General features: G+C 53.7%; 18 protein-coding genes and 1 tRNA gene. 6 read left to right on the top strand and 13 right to left on the bottom strand.

Annotation, left to right across the window (positions count from 1 at the left end; genetic code table 11):
* Positions 1 to 28: 28 nt before the first annotated feature.
* The gene (locus AC6I8L_RS13150) at positions 29 to 1,681 is read left to right on the top strand and encodes a multidrug ABC transporter permease/ATP-binding protein (RefSeq protein ID WP_058961314.1); all 1,653 of its coding nucleotides are present in this window, start codon (positions 29 to 31) and stop codon (positions 1,679 to 1,681) included.
* A gap of 130 nt (positions 1,682 to 1,811) precedes the next feature.
* On the opposite strand, the gene AC6I8L_RS13145 is transcribed toward AC6I8L_RS13150, so the two are convergent.
* Together AC6I8L_RS13145 and AC6I8L_RS13140 are read right to left on the bottom strand one after the other, a co-directional pair.
* Entirely contained in the window at positions 1,812 to 2,501 is a 690-nt protein-coding gene (locus tag AC6I8L_RS13145) for a 4'-phosphopantetheinyl transferase family protein (RefSeq protein ID WP_479399073.1), read from the bottom strand.
* A gap of 140 nt (positions 2,502 to 2,641) precedes the next feature.
* Entirely contained in the window at positions 2,642 to 2,845 is a 204-nt protein-coding gene (locus tag AC6I8L_RS13140; protein WP_034824993.1) for a hypothetical protein, read from the bottom strand.
* A gap of 210 nt (positions 2,846 to 3,055) precedes the next feature.
* On the opposite strand from AC6I8L_RS13140, the gene AC6I8L_RS13135 reads away from it, so the two are divergent.
* Positions 3,056 to 3,607 (top strand): GNAT family N-acetyltransferase, encoded by a 552-nt coding sequence (locus AC6I8L_RS13135; RefSeq protein ID WP_058961316.1) that lies wholly within the window; start codon positions 3,056 to 3,058, stop codon positions 3,605 to 3,607.
* Between the two features lie 54 nt (positions 3,608 to 3,661).
* Here the strand turns inward: AC6I8L_RS13135 and AC6I8L_RS13130 are convergent.
* From AC6I8L_RS13130 to AC6I8L_RS13120, 3 genes are all read right to left on the bottom strand, one after another.
* Positions 3,662 to 3,738: transfer RNA gene (locus AC6I8L_RS13130), tRNA-Pro, on the bottom strand.
* Positions 3,739 to 3,810: 72 nt separating this feature from the next.
* Positions 3,811 to 5,562, bottom strand: coding sequence for an LPS biosynthesis-modulating metalloenzyme YejM (gene yejM / locus AC6I8L_RS13125; protein ID WP_058961317.1), 1,752 nt, complete (start codon positions 5,560 to 5,562; stop codon positions 3,811 to 3,813).
* Positions 5,563 to 5,585: 23 nt separating this feature from the next.
* On the bottom strand, positions 5,586 to 5,813 hold the full coding sequence (locus AC6I8L_RS13120) for a YejL family protein (protein ID WP_034824987.1): 228 nt from the start codon (positions 5,811 to 5,813) through the stop codon (positions 5,586 to 5,588).
* 158 nt (positions 5,814 to 5,971) lie between these two features.
* Here AC6I8L_RS13120 and yejK point away from each other — a divergent pair, with 158 nt between their 5' ends.
* Positions 5,972 to 6,976, top strand: coding sequence for a nucleoid-associated protein YejK (gene yejK / locus AC6I8L_RS13115; protein WP_058961318.1), 1,005 nt, complete (start codon positions 5,972 to 5,974; stop codon positions 6,974 to 6,976).
* 56 nt (positions 6,977 to 7,032) lie between these two features.
* On the opposite strand, the gene rplY is transcribed toward yejK, so the two are convergent.
* Entirely contained in the window at positions 7,033 to 7,317 is a 285-nt protein-coding gene (gene rplY / locus AC6I8L_RS13110; RefSeq protein WP_058961319.1) for a 50S ribosomal protein L25, read from the bottom strand.
* A 128-nt stretch (positions 7,318 to 7,445) separates the two neighbouring features.
* Positions 7,446 to 9,200, bottom strand: a complete 1,755-nt coding sequence (gene radD / locus AC6I8L_RS13105; RefSeq protein ID WP_058961324.1) for a DNA repair helicase RadD — start codon at positions 9,198 to 9,200, stop codon at positions 7,446 to 7,448.
* A 168-nt stretch (positions 9,201 to 9,368) separates the two neighbouring features.
* Between radD and rsuA the strand changes: the two genes are divergently transcribed.
* The 3 genes from rsuA to AC6I8L_RS13090 all read left to right on the top strand — a co-directional run bounded on the left by rsuA (position 9,369) and on the right by AC6I8L_RS13090 (position 12,037).
* On the top strand, positions 9,369 to 10,091 hold the full coding sequence (gene rsuA, locus AC6I8L_RS13100; protein WP_058961320.1) for a 16S rRNA pseudouridine(516) synthase RsuA: 723 nt from the start codon (positions 9,369 to 9,371) through the stop codon (positions 10,089 to 10,091).
* Between the two features lie 12 nt (positions 10,092 to 10,103).
* On the top strand, positions 10,104 to 11,294 hold the full coding sequence (locus AC6I8L_RS13095; RefSeq protein WP_034824979.1) for a Bcr/CflA family multidrug efflux MFS transporter: 1,191 nt from the start codon (positions 10,104 to 10,106) through the stop codon (positions 11,292 to 11,294).
* A 416-nt stretch (positions 11,295 to 11,710) separates the two neighbouring features.
* Positions 11,711 to 12,037, top strand: coding sequence for a YejG family protein (locus AC6I8L_RS13090; RefSeq protein ID WP_034824977.1), 327 nt, complete (start codon positions 11,711 to 11,713; stop codon positions 12,035 to 12,037).
* Here AC6I8L_RS13090 and yejF read toward each other — a convergent pair.
* The 6 genes from yejF to mepS all read right to left on the bottom strand — a co-directional run bounded on the left by yejF (position 12,031) and on the right by mepS (position 20,058).
* Positions 12,031 to 13,620, bottom strand: a complete 1,590-nt coding sequence (gene yejF / locus AC6I8L_RS13085) for a microcin C ABC transporter ATP-binding protein YejF (protein WP_058961321.1) — start codon at positions 13,618 to 13,620, stop codon at positions 12,031 to 12,033. The genes AC6I8L_RS13090 and yejF overlap by 7 nt on opposite strands.
* Positions 13,617 to 14,642: an ABC transporter permease gene (locus AC6I8L_RS13080; RefSeq protein ID WP_058961322.1), complete on the bottom strand. Its 1,026-nt coding sequence runs from the start codon at positions 14,640 to 14,642 to the stop codon at positions 13,617 to 13,619. The genes yejF and AC6I8L_RS13080 overlap by 4 nt, the downstream gene beginning before the upstream one ends.
* Positions 14,642 to 15,733 (bottom strand): microcin C ABC transporter permease YejB, encoded by a 1,092-nt coding sequence (locus AC6I8L_RS13075; protein WP_498013934.1) that lies wholly within the window; start codon positions 15,731 to 15,733, stop codon positions 14,642 to 14,644. Before AC6I8L_RS13075 ends, AC6I8L_RS13080 begins: the two co-directional genes overlap by 1 nt.
* Before the next feature lie 10 nt (positions 15,734 to 15,743).
* Positions 15,744 to 17,552, bottom strand: a complete 1,809-nt coding sequence (locus AC6I8L_RS13070) for an extracellular solute-binding protein (protein WP_058962252.1) — start codon at positions 17,550 to 17,552, stop codon at positions 15,744 to 15,746.
* Between the two features lie 65 nt (positions 17,553 to 17,617).
* The gene (pdeN, locus tag AC6I8L_RS13065) at positions 17,618 to 19,183 is read right to left on the bottom strand and encodes a cyclic di-3',5'-guanosine monophosphate phosphodiesterase PdeN (protein ID WP_058962253.1); all 1,566 of its coding nucleotides are present in this window, start codon (positions 19,181 to 19,183) and stop codon (positions 17,618 to 17,620) included.
* A 299-nt stretch (positions 19,184 to 19,482) separates the two neighbouring features.
* Positions 19,483 to 20,058: a bifunctional murein DD-endopeptidase/murein LD-carboxypeptidase gene (mepS, locus tag AC6I8L_RS13060; RefSeq protein ID WP_034824970.1), complete on the bottom strand. Its 576-nt coding sequence runs from the start codon at positions 20,056 to 20,058 to the stop codon at positions 19,483 to 19,485.
* Position 20,059: the final 1 nt, after the last annotated feature.

Genomic DNA, 20,059 nt, shown 5'->3' with positions numbered 1-20,059 from the left:
CTGCTTGGTTGACCTCCGGAATCTGTTAATGGCATTGCTGCATGTGGTTTATCGCCAGTATCGCTGGCCTTTTATTGGCGTCATTCTGCTGACGTTGTTAAGCGCCGCGCTCGGCATCGGCTTAATCGCCTATATCAATAACGAGCTGATCGTCGCGGTGAATACCTCGATTTCTGTGCTGCCGAGCTTTCTGGGGCAGCTGTTTCTGCTGATGGCCGTGACGCTGGGATCGCAACTGGCGTTGACTCAGCTTGGTCATCACTTTGTCTGGCGCCTGCGCGGCGAATTCATCAAACGTATCCTCGATACACGCGTCGAACGCATTGAGCAGATAGGTAACGCGCAACTGCTGGCGGGACTCACCAGTGATGTGCGTGCCATCACCATCGCCTTTGTCCGCCTGCCGGAACTGATTCAGGGCATCATTATTACCCTGGGTTCCGCGCTCTATCTGGCGTGGCTGTCACCTAAAATGCTGCTGATCACCTCGCTGTGGTTAGTGATCACGCTGGTTGGCGGCTGGCTGCTGGTGTCACGCGTTTATCAACACATGGCGAAGCTGCGTGAAATCGAAGACGATCTCTATCGTGATTTCCAGACCATTATTGAAGGACGCAAAGAGCTACAGCTTAACCGCGAGCGCGCTCAACTGATTTACGACAACGTCTATCAGGAAAACGCCACAAGCTATCGTCATCATATTGTTCGTGCCGATACCTTCCATCTCAGCGCGGTTAACTGGTCAAATATCATGATGCTGGGTGCGATTGGCATTGTGTTCTTTATGGCTAACGGTCTGGGTTGGGCGAACACGGCGGTGGCCGCCACCTATTCACTGACGCTGCTGTTCCTGCGCACGCCGTTACTGGCGGCGGTGGGTGCCTTGCCGACCTTGCTCAGTGCGCAGGTCGCCTTCCGCAAAATCAACACCTTCGATCTCGCACCTTATGATGCACAGTTCAAAGCACTGCCGCAGGTGAGTGACTGGCAAACGCTGGAACTGCGCGATGTCTGCTTCCATTATGGTGAGCACGGTTTCCAGGTTGGCCCGATTAATCTGACGCTGCGTCGCGGCGAGTTAGTGTTCCTGATTGGGGGTAACGGCAGTGGCAAGTCAACGCTGGCGATGTTGCTGACCGGCCTGTACCAGCCACAATCGGGCAGTTTGCTGCTGGATGGCAAAGTGGTCGACTGGCACAACCTCGATGCTTACCGTAAACACTTCTCGGCGGTATTTACCGATGTGCATTTGTTTGATCGCCTGATCGGCCACGGCGGTCAGCCAGCCAATCCTGGGCTGGTGCAGCAGTGGCTGGAACGCCTGAAGATGCAGGACAAACTGAAGCTACAGGGCAATAAGGTGCTGAATCTGCAGCTCTCTAAAGGACAAAGTAAGCGACTGGCGCTGCTGCTGGCAGCGGCAGAGGAACGCGACATCTTGCTGCTGGATGAGTGGGCTGCCGATCAGGACCCGCATTTCCGCCGCATCTTCTACCGCGAACTGCTGCCCTGGCTGCAGGAATCTGGCAAAACCGTGTTTGCTATTAGTCATGATGATCACTACTTCATTCACGCCGACCGCTTGCTGGAGATGCGCGAAGGCCAGCTAAGTGAACTCACCGGTAACGAACGTGAGATGGCTACGCTGGATGCGGTGAAGCGCACCGACACCGGCCATTAACATCTGTCGAAAAAGCTTAGCAAAAAGCCTTATTGGGCAAGGTGTTGCCAGGCGAGTAAGCTGAGTTTCAACAGAGATTCCTCGTCTCTGTCTCCCTGGAACACTTCTGTCGTCTTGTGTTGTCACCGGCTTAGATTGATTCTGAGCCGGTTTTTTTTTGGTTATTCAGGGGATGAGCGATCAGCGTGATAACGCGGTCGCCGCGTCGCCAGAAGTGCGCCTGCAGGCGAGTACCGGCGTTAAACTCGCGTGAAAAGTCCTGCGTCAACGTGAGCGTGGCGCGGCCTTGCGTCAAATCCCACTCCAGCAACTCCGCGTGCAGAAAATCCATCGGCTGATGCAACCGTGGCCACAACGCTTTATAGACACTCTCTTTCAGTGAAAACAGCAAAGTGGCCGCCGCTGCAAACGGCAGTGCAGCGGCGGTTAACCGTTGACGCTCTGCACGGCTCATCAGCATCTCCGCCGTTTCCTCTGCGGTCTGTTCTGCCATCACTTGCTCGACATCAACGCCTATGCACAGGGGCGCCTGTGTTGCCGCGATGACGGCCATTTGCTGCGAATGCGAGAGTGAGGCCTGAATCCCCACCGGCCATACAGGCGAGCGATCGGGCGCATTACGCAGGATAAAGTCAGGCATCGCGTAGCGCGCCAGCATCTGCTGCGCCAGCCAGCGACTGGCTAAATGCTCAGCTTTACGCTTGGTGACGGCACTGTGTAGCGCCAGTGGTAGCGGGAGCTGCCAGTGTTGATGCAGATCGCTGTGCCATGCCTGCTGATTAAATTCACACCACGCAATAGGGAGCGGAGAGCTTGTCATAGCCGCAGCGGTGATAAACGGAGAGGGGGGCAGTGCCAGGGGAATTTCAGAAGCAAACATTAAGCATCACGGCTGACGGTTAAAACGCTATTTTTACCCGTCAGCCGTGAAAAGAGCAAGCCAAAGCGGCTCACCCACGTTTAGTGATTAGGCGGAATCGACATGCCTTTGATCTGTACCACAAAGTGCTCGTTGCCTTTGGTTATACGCGCACCGCGGTCACACCACCGCGAAGCCAGGCGGAAAAAATCGTCGCTGCCGATATCGTAAGCCAGTTCAACTTTACTGATACCTGAATGCAGGAGTTCTTCCGCGTCCTGCAGGTTTTTAGCTTTGATGACCATAATAAGTGTCCATCGAAAAACAGGAAAGATAAGAGTAATTAAACTGTATGACAGTTTTGTTTCAATCAGATGAAATGCTGTCATATTTGACGAAAAATGTGATCCCGCTCCGCTTTGATTGCTTTCGGTAACTGACTGATTATTTCGGAGAAGATTTTCCACTCAGGCCGTTTTACGATAATACTGAATGGGTAAACCAAGGAGGTTGTTATGGAAATACCGCGTCTGGAAACGCCCCGTTTACTGCTGCAACCGCTGCGAAGCGAAGATGCGATTCAGGTACAGCAGGTTTTCCCGCGCTGGGAAATCGTGCGGCATCTGATCGGTTCTGTGCCCTGGCCTTATCCCGCTGATGGCGCCCGTCAATATATTGAGGGTATGGCGCTGCCTGCAATGAAAGCAGGGCAGGCGTGGCACTGGAGCCTTCGCCATCGATCTGATCCCAACAGTCTGATTGGTTTAATCTCACTACGTCTGGGGCCGGAAGATAACCGGGGATTCTGGTTGGTGCCCGAATGGCAGAAGCAGGGATTGATGAGTGAAGCCTGTGCAGCAGTTACCGAATTCTGGTTTATCCATCTCGATCAGACGCGTCTGCGTGTGCCCAAGGCAATGGATAATCTGGCTTCTCGTCGCATCTCAGAACGCACCGGCATGCGCTTAGTCGAGACCTATCGCAAAACCTTCGTGGAAGGCGAGTTAGAGGCGGGAACCTGGGAGCTGACGCGTGACGAGTGGCTGGCGCAACGTAACAATGCCTAGCGGCGCCTTCAGAAAGCAAAAAAGCAGCCACAAGGGCTGCTTTTTTTGGGATTTTGGTCGGCACGAGAGGATTTGAACCTCCGACCCCGGACACCCCATGACCGTGCGCTACCAGGCTGCGCTACGTGCCGAACGTGGAGAAGTAGTCTACTGGTTCCGCTCACGATTGCAATATGCGCAGGTTTTAACTGCCTCATAATTAATCAGTTTGCGGTAAAGCGCTTCTCTTCCGTCAATACCTGTAGCAGTAATGCCAGCTGCGGTTTGTGATCCTTCAGTTTGTTACCCTGAGCATCGTAGGCGCTGTAACTGCCGTTGTTATTCAGCACCAGCGTCACGGTTGGCGTTGTCACCACCAGTTTGCCCTCTTCACTACTGGCGACCCAGTTGTGGCTGCGCTGAGCAGCAAACAGGTCTTCCCCCTGTGAATAGTTGGCCGGATTGGTGCGCACATGTAGCAGACGTTGCATTAACGTCGTCATCACATCCTGCTGGTCGGTCAGACGATCGATGGTCTGCGCCGGCGTATTCGGCCAGTGCACCACAAGAGGCACCCGTAACGTTGCACGGTTGCCCGGATTATCATCATTATCCGGCGTAACCGCACGCTGGGCGGTAATCACCACCACGGTATTTTTGAGCAAATCGCGTTGCTGCAACGTCTGTAGCACGGCCGCAATTTGCTCATCAACGCTGTTAGCCTGGCGCAAATAGCTGCGCTGACGCGCTTTAATGCTTTCGCCAGTCACGTTGACGCCATCAAGTGAAATCCATGAGAACCAGGGCGCACCCTCGGCTTTCTGGCCGTTGAGCCAGTTTTGCCATTGGTTCACCGTCGTGCTGTTCGGCTGAGCATCCGCCTCTGGCAGGCTGTAATCCGCTAACAGCGCCTGGCGATACAAGGGCTGGCTGAAGCCGTCGGAGGAGAACAGACCAAACTGATACCCCTGCGAATTCAGCGCACCAAGTAATGCCGAAGGCATGCGCGCAGCAAGTACGCCGTCCATATAGCTGGAGGAGATGCCGTAGAACAGACCGAACATGCCTTTTTCCGGCGCAATCCCGGCACTGTAGTGTTGGGTAAAACGTACGTTGTCACTGGCAAACTGATTCAGCGATGGCAGTGCCTTATCCAGATTGTCATGACTCAAACCATCAACGGTCAGCAGCAGCAGGTTGTGCCGCGTGCCGCCATCGCGGAAGGTGATATCACTCAGCGGATACTGCACTGACAGCGCCTCAGGATCACCCTGTTGCACCAGACGACGCTGATACTCCTGCGCATCCAGCAAGCCATGACGTTCAAGAAAACGTCGCGCGGTCATCGGATAGGAGAGCGGCAGATTGGCGCGCTGCATGGTAATCGGGCGATAGAAATTGGCATCGGCCCAGATATACAACAGATGGCTGGCAAAGAAAGCACAGATAAACAGCGCGGCCAGCGGCTTACCAAATGAGCGTCGATTCAGGCTGCGCAGCTTCTGCCAGCTCCAGGTGGCAAACAACATCTCCACGAGGAAGATGACCGGTACGCTAATAAACATCAGCTGCCAGTCGCGCGCCATCTCGCTTTGGTCGGGGTTGATGACTAACTCCCACACCACCGGATTCAGATGGAGGTGGAAGCGGTTGAATACCGCGCTATCGACCATAATCAGCGTCAGCCCGGCAGTGGCGATAATCGCCGACAGCACCCTAAGCAATCGCTGTGACATCACCACAAAGGTGAGCGGAAAAATCACCAGCAGATAACCGGCGAACACGATAAAGCTAAAGTGACCAATCCAACTGGTATAGGCATAAATACGACCCGCGAGTGACGCAGGCCAGTCGGCGACCAACAGATAGCGGCTGCCTAAAATCAGCGCGAAGATGATATTAAACAGAGCAAACCAGTGCCCCCAGCTGATCATCTGGGAGACTTTTTCGCGGTAGCGCTGCCGGTTGGTTACCATATTTATGAGGTCAGATCTGCAATTTAGTGGGCGTTGTCATCGCGAACGGAAGACTGCAACGCTTCCGCGAAAGATTTCGCCAGGCTGCGGCGCTGGGCCGGCGAGACACTGGTGTTAATCAAATTGGTTACCATGTTCCCTAACACCATCAGGGAAAGGTCGGTTGGCGCTTTGTCTTTTTCAAGAATCTGCGCCATCTGCGCGAGAAGCTTCTCTACGCGCTCGTCGCTATAACGGGATGATTGTGGCATATCGTCGACTAATCAAGTGTGAAAAGGCGGTATATTACCGTAACAACGCGCTTTTTTCCGCAATTAAATCGCAAGCAGAGCGATCAGTTTGTGCGTGGAGTTGAAAGCAGCGGCGGGCGGTGTTTGAATACGCGCCTGAGCCCAAAGGAGAGTCTACCATGAGTCTGGATATCGACCAGATTGCCCTGCATCAGTTAGTTAAACGTGATGAAAATCAGCTTGAGCTGGTCCTGCGTGACACATTACTGCCGACTACCCGTGCGGTAGAAGAGATGGCAGAGGAGCTGCATCGGGTGTACAGCGCCAAAAGCAAAGCCTATGGCCTGTTTAATGAAGAGAGTGAACTGGCCGATGCGCTGCGCAATTGCCGCAAAGGGGAAGATGACTTTCTGGCCTTTAGCCGCGCCGCGACCGGGCGTCTGCGTGATGAGCTGGGCAAATATCCGTTTGCGGAAAGTGGCGTGGTGCTATTCCTGCACTATCGCTATCTGGCGGTGGAGTATTTGCTGGTGGCGATGCTGAGCAGCCAGTCGAGTATGCGCGTCAATGAGCAACTGGATATCAGCAGCACCCATTATCTTGATATCAATCATGCGGATATTGTGGCGCGTATTGACCTCACTGAATGGGAAACCAACCCAGAATCCACCCGATATCTGACCTTCCTGCGTGGACGTGTCGGGCGCAAAGTGGCCGATTTCTTTATGGATTTCCTCGGTGCCAGCGTTGGCCTCGATACCAAAGCACAGAACCGGGGGTTGCTGCAGGCGGTAGATGATTACTGCGCGGAATCGAATCTCGATAAGAACGAGCGCCAGAACTATCGTCAGCAGGTTTACAGCTACTGCAATGATCAACTGCAGGCAGGTGAGGAGATTGCGCTGGAAGATTTGTCCAGTGAACTGCCGCCACTGGGAGAGAAAACCTTCCAGGCCTTTACCCAGGAGCAGGGGTACGAGTTGGAAGAGCATTTCCCGGCTGACCGTAGCACATTGCGCCAGTTGACCAAGTTTGCTGGCAGCGGTGGCGGCCTGACGCTGAATTTTGATGCCATGCTACTGGGCGAGCGCATTTTTTGGGATCCCGCGACCGATACCCTGACAATCAAAGGCACACCACCTAATCTGCGCGATCAGTTACAGCGCCGAACCGGCGGTAACTGATTTTCAGGCAAAAAAAACGCCGCGTAAGCGGCGTTCTCTTTTCAACTCGTTGGCGATTAAGCGCGAACGAAGTCGATGTGGTGCAGTTTTGGCTTGAACGGGTGACGTTGCACCGCCTGAGCCTTAACTTTAACTTCTTTACCATCAACAACGATGGTCAGCACGTCGGTGTAGAACTCAGGCTTAGCCTGCAGGTTCATAACCTGGTCGTGGTCCAGTTCGATAGCAACTGGCGCTTCGTTTCCGCCATAGATGATGGCTGGGAATTTATTTGCTACACGCAGACGGCGGCTCGCACCCTTACCCTGCTCTTTACGTACTTCAGCGTTGAAAGTGGTCATTTGATTTCTCTTCAATCATTTCTGCTACAGGCGACCCAGCAACAGACGGTTATTCATATGCTTTTACGGATGCAAAAGCGGGCGGCATTATAGCCGCAATAGAAGACGCGGGCAAATGATTCCGTCGTTTAACGCAGCTCATTCGCGCGTCGATAACGTCCCTGATAATCGAACATCTTCTCGCGAATTTGCCAGAAATGACCTTTCGCGCGTGCCACCACAAAATCGGGATGACGCAGCAGTGGCTGCAAAGCAATAACATCCGCAGCAGTTTGCCAACCGAGTTCCACGCCGGGTGCGCGCTGGTGTGGGCGCATAAACAGCTGCTCAAAGGCTTTGCGTTGTGCAGGCGTTTGCAGACGAAAACGTTCACTGACGCTGGTGCCATCTTCATCAAAGTAGGTCGCTTTGAGCCATTCGCCTTTCTCGTCGCGCCCTTGTTCCAGCGTCATGCCGCCGCAGCGCAGCACGCGTGCATCTTTAAGTTTTAGCGCGGCTTTCAACATATCATCAGGGTCGACCATGATGCGATCGCACTGATGACAGCGGCGGGCCGCAATATCGTTTTCTGCACCGCAGTCGGGACAACTTTTAAAGCGGAAGCGATAGTCGCACTGTTCACGATTGCCCTCATCATCCTCCATCACGCCCTGACACCGACGGCCATAATGTTCAATGATATGGCCATCTTCGGTGGTTTTTCCCCAGAAGGTATTGGCGAAACCACAGGCAGGGCAGAACACTTGCACCGGCTGATTGTCACTGGCGCCTTTTGGCGTGCCGACTTCAGGGGTAAAGAGATCGTGCGGATTGCCAGCATAATCGAGTATCAGGCAGTCGGTTTTGCCTGGTGACAAACGCAGGCCGCGTCCGACGATTTGCTGATACAGGCTGACAGATTCAGTAGGGCGAAGAATGGCGATGAGATCGACGTGTGGCGCATCAAAGCCGGTGGTCAGCACCGCCACGTTCACCAGAAACTTTAACTGCTGTGCTTTAAATTCGCTGATCAAGCGGTCACGTTCTTTCACCACCGTTTCCGCTGAGACTAATGCACTGTTTTCCGGCAACAGAGACAGAATTTCACGCGCATGTTCTAACGTAGCGGCGAATACCATCACACCACGACGATCCTCCGCGAACTCCACGATCTGTCTGATGATGTGCGGCGTGACGCGATTCTGCTGCTTTAATTCGCGATTGAGATCGGCTTCGCTGAATAAACCGTTATTTTGCGGGATCAGGCGGCTGAAATCGTACTGTACTACCGGCATATCCAGCCGTTCGGGTGGCACAAGGAAACCGTGCTTGATCATGTAGCGCAGCGGCAATTCATAAATACAGTCACGGAATAGCGCGTGCTGATCGCCGCGTACCATGCCGTGATAGTGAAACTGATAAATCCAGCCTTTGCCGAGGCGAAAGGGGGTGGCGGTGAGCCCCAGCAGACGCAGTTGCGGATTATGCTGCCGCAGATGGGCGAACAGCTGCTGATACTGACTCTCTTCGTTGTCGCTGATGCGGTGGCACTCATCAACGATGACCAGGGAGAAGACACTGTCGAAGCGATCCAGATTGCGCGCCACCGACTGCACGCTGCCAAATACCACTTTGCTTTCGCTCTGTTTGCGCTGCAAACCGGCGGCAAAAATATCGGCTTCCAGACCATACGCCTGATATTTGCTGTGGTTCTGCTCGACCAACTCTTTCACATGCGCCAGCACCAGCACGCGGCCTCGGGCAATGCGCGCCAGTTCAGCAATCACCAGACTTTTACCGGCACCCGTCGGCAGCACAATCACGGCGGGCGTATCGTGGCGGCGAAAATGCTGGAGCGTGGCGTCAACGGCCTCTTGCTGGTACGGGCGCAGGGTGAAAGACATCAGGGCAAACTTTTTTTTCAAACGGGCACGCATTATGCCATGAAAACAGCTGAAACGCAGGCGCGGTACTGTTAGCAGGCGAAGGATCAAGCTATACTGCCCACACTTTTTTAACGGTTTAAAAACGCCGTTTCAGTTCCCTCCGTAGTAACAGGCAAAAGCGAATTCATGCGACTCGAAAAATTCATATCTCAGCAGCTGGAAGTCAGCCGTGCTATCGCTGGCCGCGAAATCCGCGCCAGGAAAGTCACCATTAATGGCGAAGTGGTTCGTGACGCGGGCTACAAAGTGTTGCCAGATGACGAAATCGAATACGACGGCAACCCCCTGGTGGTGCAAACCGGTCCACGCTACTTCATGCTGAATAAGCCGCAGGGCTATGTCTGCTCCACTGACGATCCCGATCATCCTACCGTGTTGTTCTTCATGGAAGAACCGGCTGCCTTTAAGCTGCATGCGGCGGGCCGCCTGGATATCGATACCACCGGTTTGGTGCTGCTGACGGACGATGGTCAATGGTCCCACCGTATTACCTCTCCGCGCCATCACCTCGAAAAAACCTATCTGGTTGAGGTAGAAGAGCCGATTGACCCTGCGTTGGTGGAGAAGTTTGCGACGGGGATTCAACTGCACAATGAGAAAGAACTGACCAAACCGGCGGTGCTGGAGATCCTCGACGAAAAGGCCGCTCGTTTAACCATCACGGAAGGCCGCTATCATCAGGTCAAACGCATGTTTGCCGCGATGGGTAACCATGTGTCCGCGCTGCATCGCGAAAGCATTGGCGAGATCGTGCTGGATGACGACCTGGCTGAAGGTGAATACCGTGAACTCACGGAAGAAGAGGTCGACAGCATCGGCCTGCCAGAAGAGCTGAAAAAACGCAAATAGCGGGAGAAAGCGGTGCGTAAGGAAAAGAATTCACCGGTAGGGTTGGTCGTGATTCTGGGATTGCTGGCGATGCTGATGCCGCTCTCCATTGATATGTATTTGCCGGCAATGCCGCAAATCGCACGCGAATTTGCCGTTTCGGCAGGCAGCGTGCAGATGACGCTTAACCTTTACATTCTGGGGTTTGCTATCGGGCAGTTGGTGTATGGCCCGCTGGCGGACAGCTACGGACGTAAACCGGTGATTGTGCTGGGCACGCTGATCTTTGCCTGCGCCGCGGCGGCATGTGCCTTGTCGCAGTCCATTGATCAACTGATCTTTATGCGCTTCCTGCACGGCTTGTCGGCGGCAGCGGCCAGCGTGGTGATTAACGCGCTGATGCGAGACAGTTACTCGAAAGAGGATTTCTCGCGCATGATGTCGTTTGTCATGCTGGTCACCACCATTGCACCGTTACTGGCACCCATTATCGGCGGTTGGCTGTTGCTGCTGTGGAACTGGCACGCGATTTTCTGGACGCTGGCTGTGGCCGCATTGATCACTACCGTACTGGTGGTGACGCAGATCCGCGAGACGCTCAAGCCTGAACAGCGGCAGCGCTTCCATTTGCGAACCACGCTGAGTAACTTCGTCGCGCTGGTGCGCCATAAACGTGCGTTCAGCTACATGCTGGCAAGCGGCTTCTCCTTTGCGGGATTGTTTACCTTCCTCAACGCCGGGCCTTTTGTTTACATCGAAGTGAATCACGTTTCACCGCAAAACTTTGGCTACTACTTTGGCCTTAACGTGGTGTTCCTGTTTGTCATGACGCTGATCAACAGCCGCGCGGTACGCCGCTTCGGGCCTTTGGCGATGTTCCGTATCGGACTGATCATACAGTTTGCGATGGGTATCTGGCTGCTGATTGCCAGCGCGCTGGATTTAGGTTTCCTGTCGCTGGTGTTTGGCGTGGCGATGTTTATCGGCTGCGTCTCGACGGTTTCTTCGAACGCGATGGCGGTGATTCTCGATGAGTTTCCGCATATGGCGGGCACCGCATCGTCACTGGCCGGTACTTTGCGCTTTGGCGTGGGTGCGCTGGTGGGGGCATTGCTGTCACTGGTCAGTATTAACAGCGCCTGGCCGATGGTGGCGACCATTGCCCTGTGCGCAACCGTATCCATTGTGTTGTTTAGCTACGCCGCACGTCCACGCCACGCGTAAATCTGCACTTTCCTCTCACGGCGCGGTTGATCGCGGAGTTCACTGGTTTTTAGAGCCATTGAAATCGCGAATAAAAAACCGCGCCGTTATCACATTCCCTCTTGCCGTATGCGATCAATTCTTCACGTTCACTCGCGAATCCCCACATATTCGTTATGCTTAATGTTTCCATAATGTGAAAATTTAGGTGTAAAAAAGTAACTATATTGCGTCTAAAATGATTGTTAACTGCCGCCGAACAAGGTACACATAGGCATAAATGCGAGAAAGCTCGCAAATAATAACTTTGCTACATGCTTTGTGTTTAAAACGAGAAGGCAAACCTTGACGTCCGTATTCTGAGTTTACCAGGTAGGGATTCACTGCGTAATCGCCGTCGTCGTGAATAAGCGTTAACGTCTCTGGGGACTGTAATTATGCTGCAACTTTCGGTTATGCATCGCTTACCGCAACATTATCGTTGGTCAGCCGACCATGTCGGTGAAATTGAACGTCAGGAGGCGGTCAACGGTGTGCACGATGAAGATCTCGTCGCACTGCGTCTGTTAAGTCACGATGGCCATCCGGCGCTGGAAATTCTGCACCAGCTGCAAGAGACGCTGGCGCAGATTCAGGTCGAATGCAAAATTGCCCTGTGTGAAGGGCAGCCCTGTTTACTGATTCAGCGTGGCGACGAAAGCACTACCAACTGCTGCCTGAAAAATCAGGGCGTTGCCATCGCGGAAACCTTTGAAGGTCACTGAGTTAACGATTCGCCCTGCGCGGAGGCTAAAAGCTGACGCGTATAATCGCTGGCCGGTGCGTTAAACAACGCTTCGCATTCTCCCTGTTCCACCACTTCACCCTGGCGCAGCACAATTAGCTGATGGCAGAGTGCGCGCACCACCTGCAAATCATGGCTAATAAACAGATACGCTAACTGGTGCTGCTGCTGTAAACGGCGCAGCAGGGTGAGAATTTGCTTCTGCACTGAGCGATCCAGCGAAGAGGTCGGTTCATCCAGCACGATTAATTGCGGCTCCAGAATCAGCGCTCTGGCAATAGCGATGCGCTGACGTTGACCACCGGAAAACTCTGCGGGGTAGCGTGAACGGCTTTCCGCATCCAGCCCCACTTCCTGCATCACGGCGATCACTTTCGCTTCCTGCTCGGCGGCACTTAATTCAGGGCGATGTACTGCCAGCCCTTCTGCAATCACCTGCTGTACCGTCATGCGCGGATTGAGTGATGAGTTGGGATCCTGAAACACCACCTGAATATGCGGACGCAGCGGCAAAAGCTGTTTACGCGATAGGCTATGCAGCGGCTGACCGTCAAACCAAATCTCACCGCGCGCGGCAATCAAACGCAGCAGCGCCAATCCGGTGGTGCTTTTGCCTGAACCGGATTCCCCCACCAAACCAAGGCTTTCACCCCGGCGCAGTGTGAAGTTGAGATCGCTGAGCACGGTTTTTTCCGCCACACTGCGTTTGAACAATCCGCGTTTAATCGGAAAGCCCACGTGCAGGTTTTTGACCTGCAGCAGGGGTTGGGTATCGATAAGCGGCACCGGTTGGCCATCCGGCTCTGCGGCGAGTAATTCGCGTGTATAGGGATGCTGTGGCTGGCTAAACAGTGGCTTGCAAAGGTTGTGCTCCACTTCCTGACCACTGCGCATCACCGTAACGCGATGCGCCAGCTGGCGAACGATATTGAGATTGTGGGTGATGAACAGCATGCCCATATTCAGTTCGCGCTGCAGTTCACGCAGCAAGCGCAGAATCTGTGCCTGTACCGTGACATCCAGCGCGGTGGTGGGCTCATCGGCAATCAGCAGTTTTGGTTGCGTCAGTAACGCCATGGCAATCATCACGCGCTGACGCTCTCCGCCGGACAGCTGATGCGGGAAATCGCCGAGGCGTGATGCTGCATTGCGGATGCCAACGCGATCGAGACAGCTAAGAATTTCGCCGCGCGCCGCTTCTTTGCGCATCCCGCGATGCAGGGACAGCACTTCATACAGCTGCTTCTCAACGTTGTGCAGCGGGTTGAGCGACACCATCGGTTCCTGGAAAATCATCGCCATCTGGTTGCCGCGCAGGCCGCGCATCTCGCGTTCGCTGGCCTGCAAGATGCTTTGGCCATTGAATAGGATCTCACCTTGCGGATAGGTCACAGGTGGTTGCGGCAGCAGGCGCATAATCGAGAGCGCGGTGACACTTTTGCCTGAACCGGATTCACCGACCAGCGCCAGAGTTTCACCGGCCTCAATCTGCAGTGAGATATCTTCCACCACGCGGCGCTGATTGAAGGCCACGGCAAGATGGTTGACGCTTAACAGGCTCATTTCACCCCCCGACTGGGATCAAAAGCATCACGTACCGCTTCACCGATAAAGATCAACAGCGAGAGGAGCAGCGCGAGGGCGAAGAAGCCGGAAAGTCCCAGCCACGGCGCCTGTAAGTTGTTTTTGCCCTGTAACAGCAGTTCACCCAGCGAGGGAGAACCCACCGGCAAGCCGAAGCCAAGGAAATCCAGTGAGGTCAGGGTGGTAATCGAACCGCATAAAATAAAGGGCAGGAAGGTCAGCGTGGCCACCATGGCGTTCGGCAGCATGTGGCGCAGCATAATGCGTCCATCGCTGACGCCGAGCGCGCGTGCCGCACGCACATAATCAAAGTTACGCGTGCGCAGAAACTCGGCTCGCACCACGCTCACCAGGCTCATCCAGCCAAACACCACGGTGACCAGCAATAGCCACCAGAAGCCGGGTTGAATCACACTGGAGAGCAGAATCAATAAAAACAGCGACGGCATACCAGACCACACTTCAATCAGACGCTGACCAACCAGATCGACGCGGCCGCCAAAATAGCCCTGCACGGCGCCGATCACGATGCCGATCACGCTGGAGAACAGCGTCAGTAAGATACCAAACAGCAGCGAGATGCGTGTGCCGTACAGTAAACGCGCCAGTACATCACCACCATTAGCGTCAGTACCCAGCCAGTTCTGCTTCGAGGGCGGAGAAGGGAAGGGCACATCCGTGGCGAAATTAATGGTGCTGTCACTGAAACGGATCGGTGCCCACAGCGCCCAGCCCTGCTGGTCAATGCGCTGCTTTAGCCACGGGTCCTGGTAATCGGCTGGGGTAGCAAAGTCACCGCCAAAATCACTCTCGCTGTAATTGAACAACAGCGGCATATACCAGCGTTGCTGATAGTGCACCAGCAGCGGCTTGTCGTTGGCCAGCAACTCTGCACCGAGTGAAAGCACAAAAATCACCAGAAAAATCCACAGCGACCAGTATCCACGGCGGTTATGGCGAAAGCGTTGCCAGCGCTGCTGGTTGATTAGCGATAAGCCCATTAGCGCCCCTCAAAATCGATGCGCGGATCGACCAGCGTATAGGTCAGATCGCTGAGAATATTCATCAACAAGCCAATCAGCGTAAAGATATACAGCGTGCCAAACATCACCGGATAGTCGCGCTGAATAGTGGCATCGTAACCCAGCAAGCCGAGTCCGTTGAAGGAGAACATCACTTCAATCAAGACCGAACTGGTGAAGAACATGCTGATAAAGGTGGCAGGGAAACCGGCGATCACCAGCAGCATGGCGTTGCGAAACACGTGGCCGTATAAAATACGTTTTTCATCCAGTCCTTTGGCGCGTGCGGTGACCACATATTGTTTGCGGATCTCATCGAGGAATGAGTTTTTGGTCAGCATAGTGAGCGTGGCAAAACCGCCTATCACTGTGGCCAGAACCGGCAGCGTGATGTGCCAGAGATAGTCGCCAATCTTGCTGTACCACGGCAGCGTATCAAACTGCGGCGAGGTCAGACCGCGTAGCGGGAACCAGTCGAAATAGCTGCCCCCGGCAAACAGCACAATCAGCATGATGCCGAAGAGAAAGGCCGGGATGGAGTATCCAATGATGATAAAGGTACTGCTCCAGATATCGAAAGCGCTGCCGTTGCGCACTGCCTTTTTAATCCCTAACGGAATCGAGACCAGATAAATGATCAACGTACTCCACAAGCCCAGGCTGATGGAAACCGGCAAGCTCTCTTTGATCAGCTGCAGCACCGAGGCGCTGCGGAACAGACTGTCGCCAAAATCAAAACGAATATAGTTCCACAGCATTTCGCCATAGCGCTGCAGCAGCGGTTTATCAAAACCGTAGCGGTGTTTGATCTCTGCGATCACCTCAGGATCAAGGCCACGCGCGCCGCGATATTGGCTGTCGCCCGGATTATCATGCGCCAGCGCACCGCGCCCACCGACATCTCCAGCACTACCCGAGGAAAAACCGGAGCTATGACCAAATTGCGCATTCGCCAGCGCCTGATCCACCGGTCCACCGGGCGCAATCTGCACGATAAAAAAGTTCAGGGTGATGATCGCCCACAGTGTGGGAATAATCAGCAGCAACCTGCGCAGGAAATAGGAACCCAAACCGCTCTCCTCAGCGTCTGTCGGCCGGCAATTGTGCGGCTTTGTTCACGTCATACCACCAGTTCTCTAGCCCGGTTGCATACGCGGGTTTGATTTCAGGGCGGGAAAATTTATCCCAGTATGCCAGCCTCTGTTCGGCGTTGTACCACATCGGGATCATATAGGCATTCCATAACAGAATACGATCCAGCGCCTGACCCAGCGGCAGCAGCGCTTTTTCATCGCCCTGATGATCGACGATCTCCTGCACGAAATGGTCCACGATGGGATCTTTCACCCGAGGGGTGTTCCAGGAGGAGTCGATGTATTGCGACTGCCAAATGGTACGCAGGCTGGTGGAAGGCGAAGGCATTGCGTAGTAAAGCGAGGGGATCATATCGTAATCGCCTTCGCGCAAACGGCGCAAATACTGCGAGCTATCAATTTGCCGCAACTCTACCTGAATCCCCAGACGCTGCAAGCTATGCTGGAACGGCAGTGCCCAGTCGTTCTGCGTGCCGCTGCGCATCAGCAGTTCAAAGCGGAAGGGCTGACCAGTTTTATCGTTCACCAGCTGCTGATTTTTAATCTGCCAGCCCGCTTCTTTCAGCAGTGTCATGGCTTTTAGCAGATTACCGCGATCAAAGCCGCTGCCCTCTGAACGCGGCGGTGCGTATTCGTTGTTGAACACTTCAGCAGGCAACTGTGCTTTATACGGTGCCAGCAGAATGAGCTGGTCGGCTTTCGGGTAGCCTTTGGCTGCATAAGCGGTGTTCTGGAAATAGCTGTCAGTGCGTTTGTAGGCCCCGTAAAACAGCGCTTTGTTCATCCACTCGAAATCAAATGCCAGCGTCAGCGCCTCACGCACACGACGATCGGCAAACAGCGGTTTTTCATTGTTAAAGGCCAGCCAGCGAGTATCGGTAGAGACGGTATTTGGCGTGGTCGATTTCACGATGGCGTGGCTATCAAAGTTGCGCCCACGGTATTGTGTGGCCCACTTCTTCGCCGACCCCTCTTCGCGCAGATCGGACGCGCCAGCTTTGAAGGCTTCAAAAGCGACGTTGTCGTCAAGATAGTAATCGTAGCGCAGCGTATCAAAGTTATAACGTCCCCGATTGACCGGCAGATTTGCCGCCCAGTAGTTTTTCACCCGACTGTATTGAATGAACTGGCCTGGCTTATAGGACGTGACGCGATAGGGGCCGCTGGAGAGCGGGGGATAGCCGATCGGCTCGTTGAATTTTTTATTCTGCCAGAAGGCTTGCGGCAATACCGGCAGCGTTAACCAGCTCAGGATCATATCCTTGTCCGGTTTCGGCATGTCGATACGCACGGTGAGATTGTTGAGCGCTTTTACTTCAACCCCACGAAACGCCACGCGAAATTGTGGCACCCCTTCGGTCATAAATTTTTGGAAGGTGAAGGCAACATCTTTCGCGGTGATCGGGCTGCCGTCCTGAAAACGCGCATGCGGATTGATGGACACTTCCATCCAGTGATAGTCGGATGGATAGCGGGCGGATTCAGCAATCAAGGGATAGTAGCTGCCAGGCTCATCATCGGAGGTGGTGAACAGCCCGTCATACAGCGTATCGGTGCCGACGCCAGGATTACCGCGTGAAGCAAAGCGATTGAAGTTATCGTAAGTGCCCACCACCGCGATGGTCATCTTGCCGCCTTTAGGCGCAGCGGGATTTGCGTAATCATAATGGGTGAAATTCACCACATACTTCGGTTCGCCCAGCTTGGCAAAGGCATAACTCTCATTGATGGTTTCCGCATGCAGTGGCGCGATGGCGCTACAAACCAACAACGCGGTGACAAGACGCAGCAGCATAAGTGGGGCGCTCTCCTTAAATAATCCGCACTGAATGGTAGCAGTTTCGTGACGATAGCGTGACGTTAACCGAGAGCTGCCTGACGTTGGTAATAACTGATCAGGTTTTCCGGACGCAGCGGGCGGCTGAATAAATATCCCTGCAGATGTGTCACCCCACGGTTCACCAGCCACGCTGCCTGATAGCCGGTTTCAACGCCTTCTGCCACGGTTTTGAGATTGAGCTTCTTCGCCAGCAGCAATACCGCGTCCAGTACCGGTGAGGTCACCGTTTCGGTACCAATACTCTGTACAAAACCGCGATCAATTTTGAGGTAGTCAAACGGATAGCGTTCAAGATAGATCAATGCGCTGTGGCCAGTGCCGAAGTCATCGATGGCAATTTTAATATCCTGCTCATGCAGCCAGGCAAAAATCTCGCCAGCATTTCTTTCGCCCACCATGGTGCGTTCGGTGATTTCAAAAACATAGTTGAAGTGGTCTTTTGGCATGTCGGCAATCCACTCCTGCACATGCTGACGAAAACTTTCTGATGCGAGATGCAGAGGGGAAAGGTTCAGGCTCATACGCGTGCCGCGCGGCAGTTGCTGGCAGAGGAACTTCGCATCGCGTGCCACCAGCTTAAACAAATGCTGAGTCAGGGGAATAATCAGATTTTGCGCTTCGGCGTTGCTAATAAAGGCATCCGGGGGAATCATTCCCTCGGTGGGATGTGTCCAGCGCAGTAGTGCTTCAACGCCATACGGTTGCCCATCATGGGCGGTGACCAGGGGCTGATATTCAACATGAAACTGACCACGCTTAATGCCCTGCATAATCTCTTTGCCGGGACGCTGATACAGCGTCAGCAGCAGCCAACTGGCCGCACTCATAAACAGGGCTGAGAGGAGGCCGGTCAGCAGGATCAGATGATAATCGCGTTGTGCCAGCGTCGTACCGTACAGCACGAAGCGCATGCCATTATCTTTAAAACTGATTTCTTTCAACGCTGGCGGTAAATCGTGGACGTTGACCACTTTATTTTGACCACTCAGCAGCGCTTTATCGTCGATCACCAGCGCCATACCGGTGATTTCAGGATGGTAGGAAGCCAGCAGCTGATAAGGCGTCAGGCTGATATTCATGGTGGCGAGAATGCCGGTCTCAGCTGAGCCTGGATTCTTCATCCACAACGCCAGCGCCGGTTTGGTTGGCAAGAGGGGCGTGCCTTCCAGTAAGCGTAAATCGCGATCGCGCTCCAGCTCCGATTGTGGCGAAATATCATTCGCAGGCAGCAGAAAGGCGCCGGTAGCAGATGAACAATAGGCATTACTGTTACGTACCAGCAAAATCGCGCGGATATTGCCGGCAAAGGCGGCACGTGAAGTGAGTTCGCGGCTGACGCTACTGCATTCAAGCTGGGTGTATTGTTGTAATGGATAGAGGGTATCCACCAGGGTCGACATCACCTGTTGTAGATCGTCGCGGCTATGGATCAGCAACTGTTCATGTTGTTGTACTCGTTTTTGCCAGGTGAGCGTCAGCAGTACGATGACAAACAACAGAAAGAACACACCGCCGATGATCGCACTACTCCAGGCGATACGGCGCGAATAGGTTGCATGACGTTTTAACGTCCCCGACAGTGGCATGGAGTGCATTCCCCTTTATGGCGCCATTATTATTATGTAAATCGTGCACTACTGCTCGCTGGTGTCTGGCGTAAAACATTGCATCAGGGCGGGTTTTTTCAGCCGACGAAGACGCAACAATTTGCTGCCAGTAAGCAAACGAGAATATAACGAGGAAGCGCGAAAAGTCTCGTTATATTTCTGATTCTCAATTACTTTTTATCTATCGGATTTGCGTTAAGAAACGGCAGGCGAAAAAAAAACGCTGCCTGGGCAGCGTTTTCTGATTCTCTGGCTGAGAGGATCTTCAAAAGGATACGTTAGCTAGGGTTTTTAGCTAAAACCCTGCGGGCTTCACGGTAACGCGTTTTCCAGTAACTGTCGTTTAAACTGGAGATCATCACACCACTGCTGGTGGACGCGTGAACGAAGTTATCGTTACCCAGATAGATGCCAACGTGTCGTCCAGTAGAACCGGCACGGAACAGGACTAAATCACCCGGGCGCAGTTTGCCGCGAGAAATCTCTTTGCCCGTATCCTGCTGTTCTGACGTTGAACGGGGTAAATCTAAACCGAACTGCTCGCGAAAGGTGCGCTGAACAAAAGCAGAACAATCAATGCCGCGTTTGGTGTCGCCGCCTAAGCGATAACGAACACCTTTCCAGTCACTGTACTGTTCCATGATGCGGGACTTAACGTCCACATTCTGCACCATTTGTTCAAATTCGTCCTGAGACGCTTGAAGTAAAAAACCATTCTGGTTGTTAACTTCATGATTCTCGTTATTCGCGTTCTGACCGTTATGCGTACTACTACATGCCGATAAGAGTGTTGCTAATGCTACTGCGGGAAGGATCCGCCTGAGGTATCTCAGTATTGGTTGAGACTTGACCATT

The sequence above is a fragment of the Type-E symbiont of Plautia stali genome (genome assembly GCF_059731115.1).
Note: the sequence above shows the minus strand (reverse complement) of the source record. Positions and strands in the feature narration are given on the sequence as shown.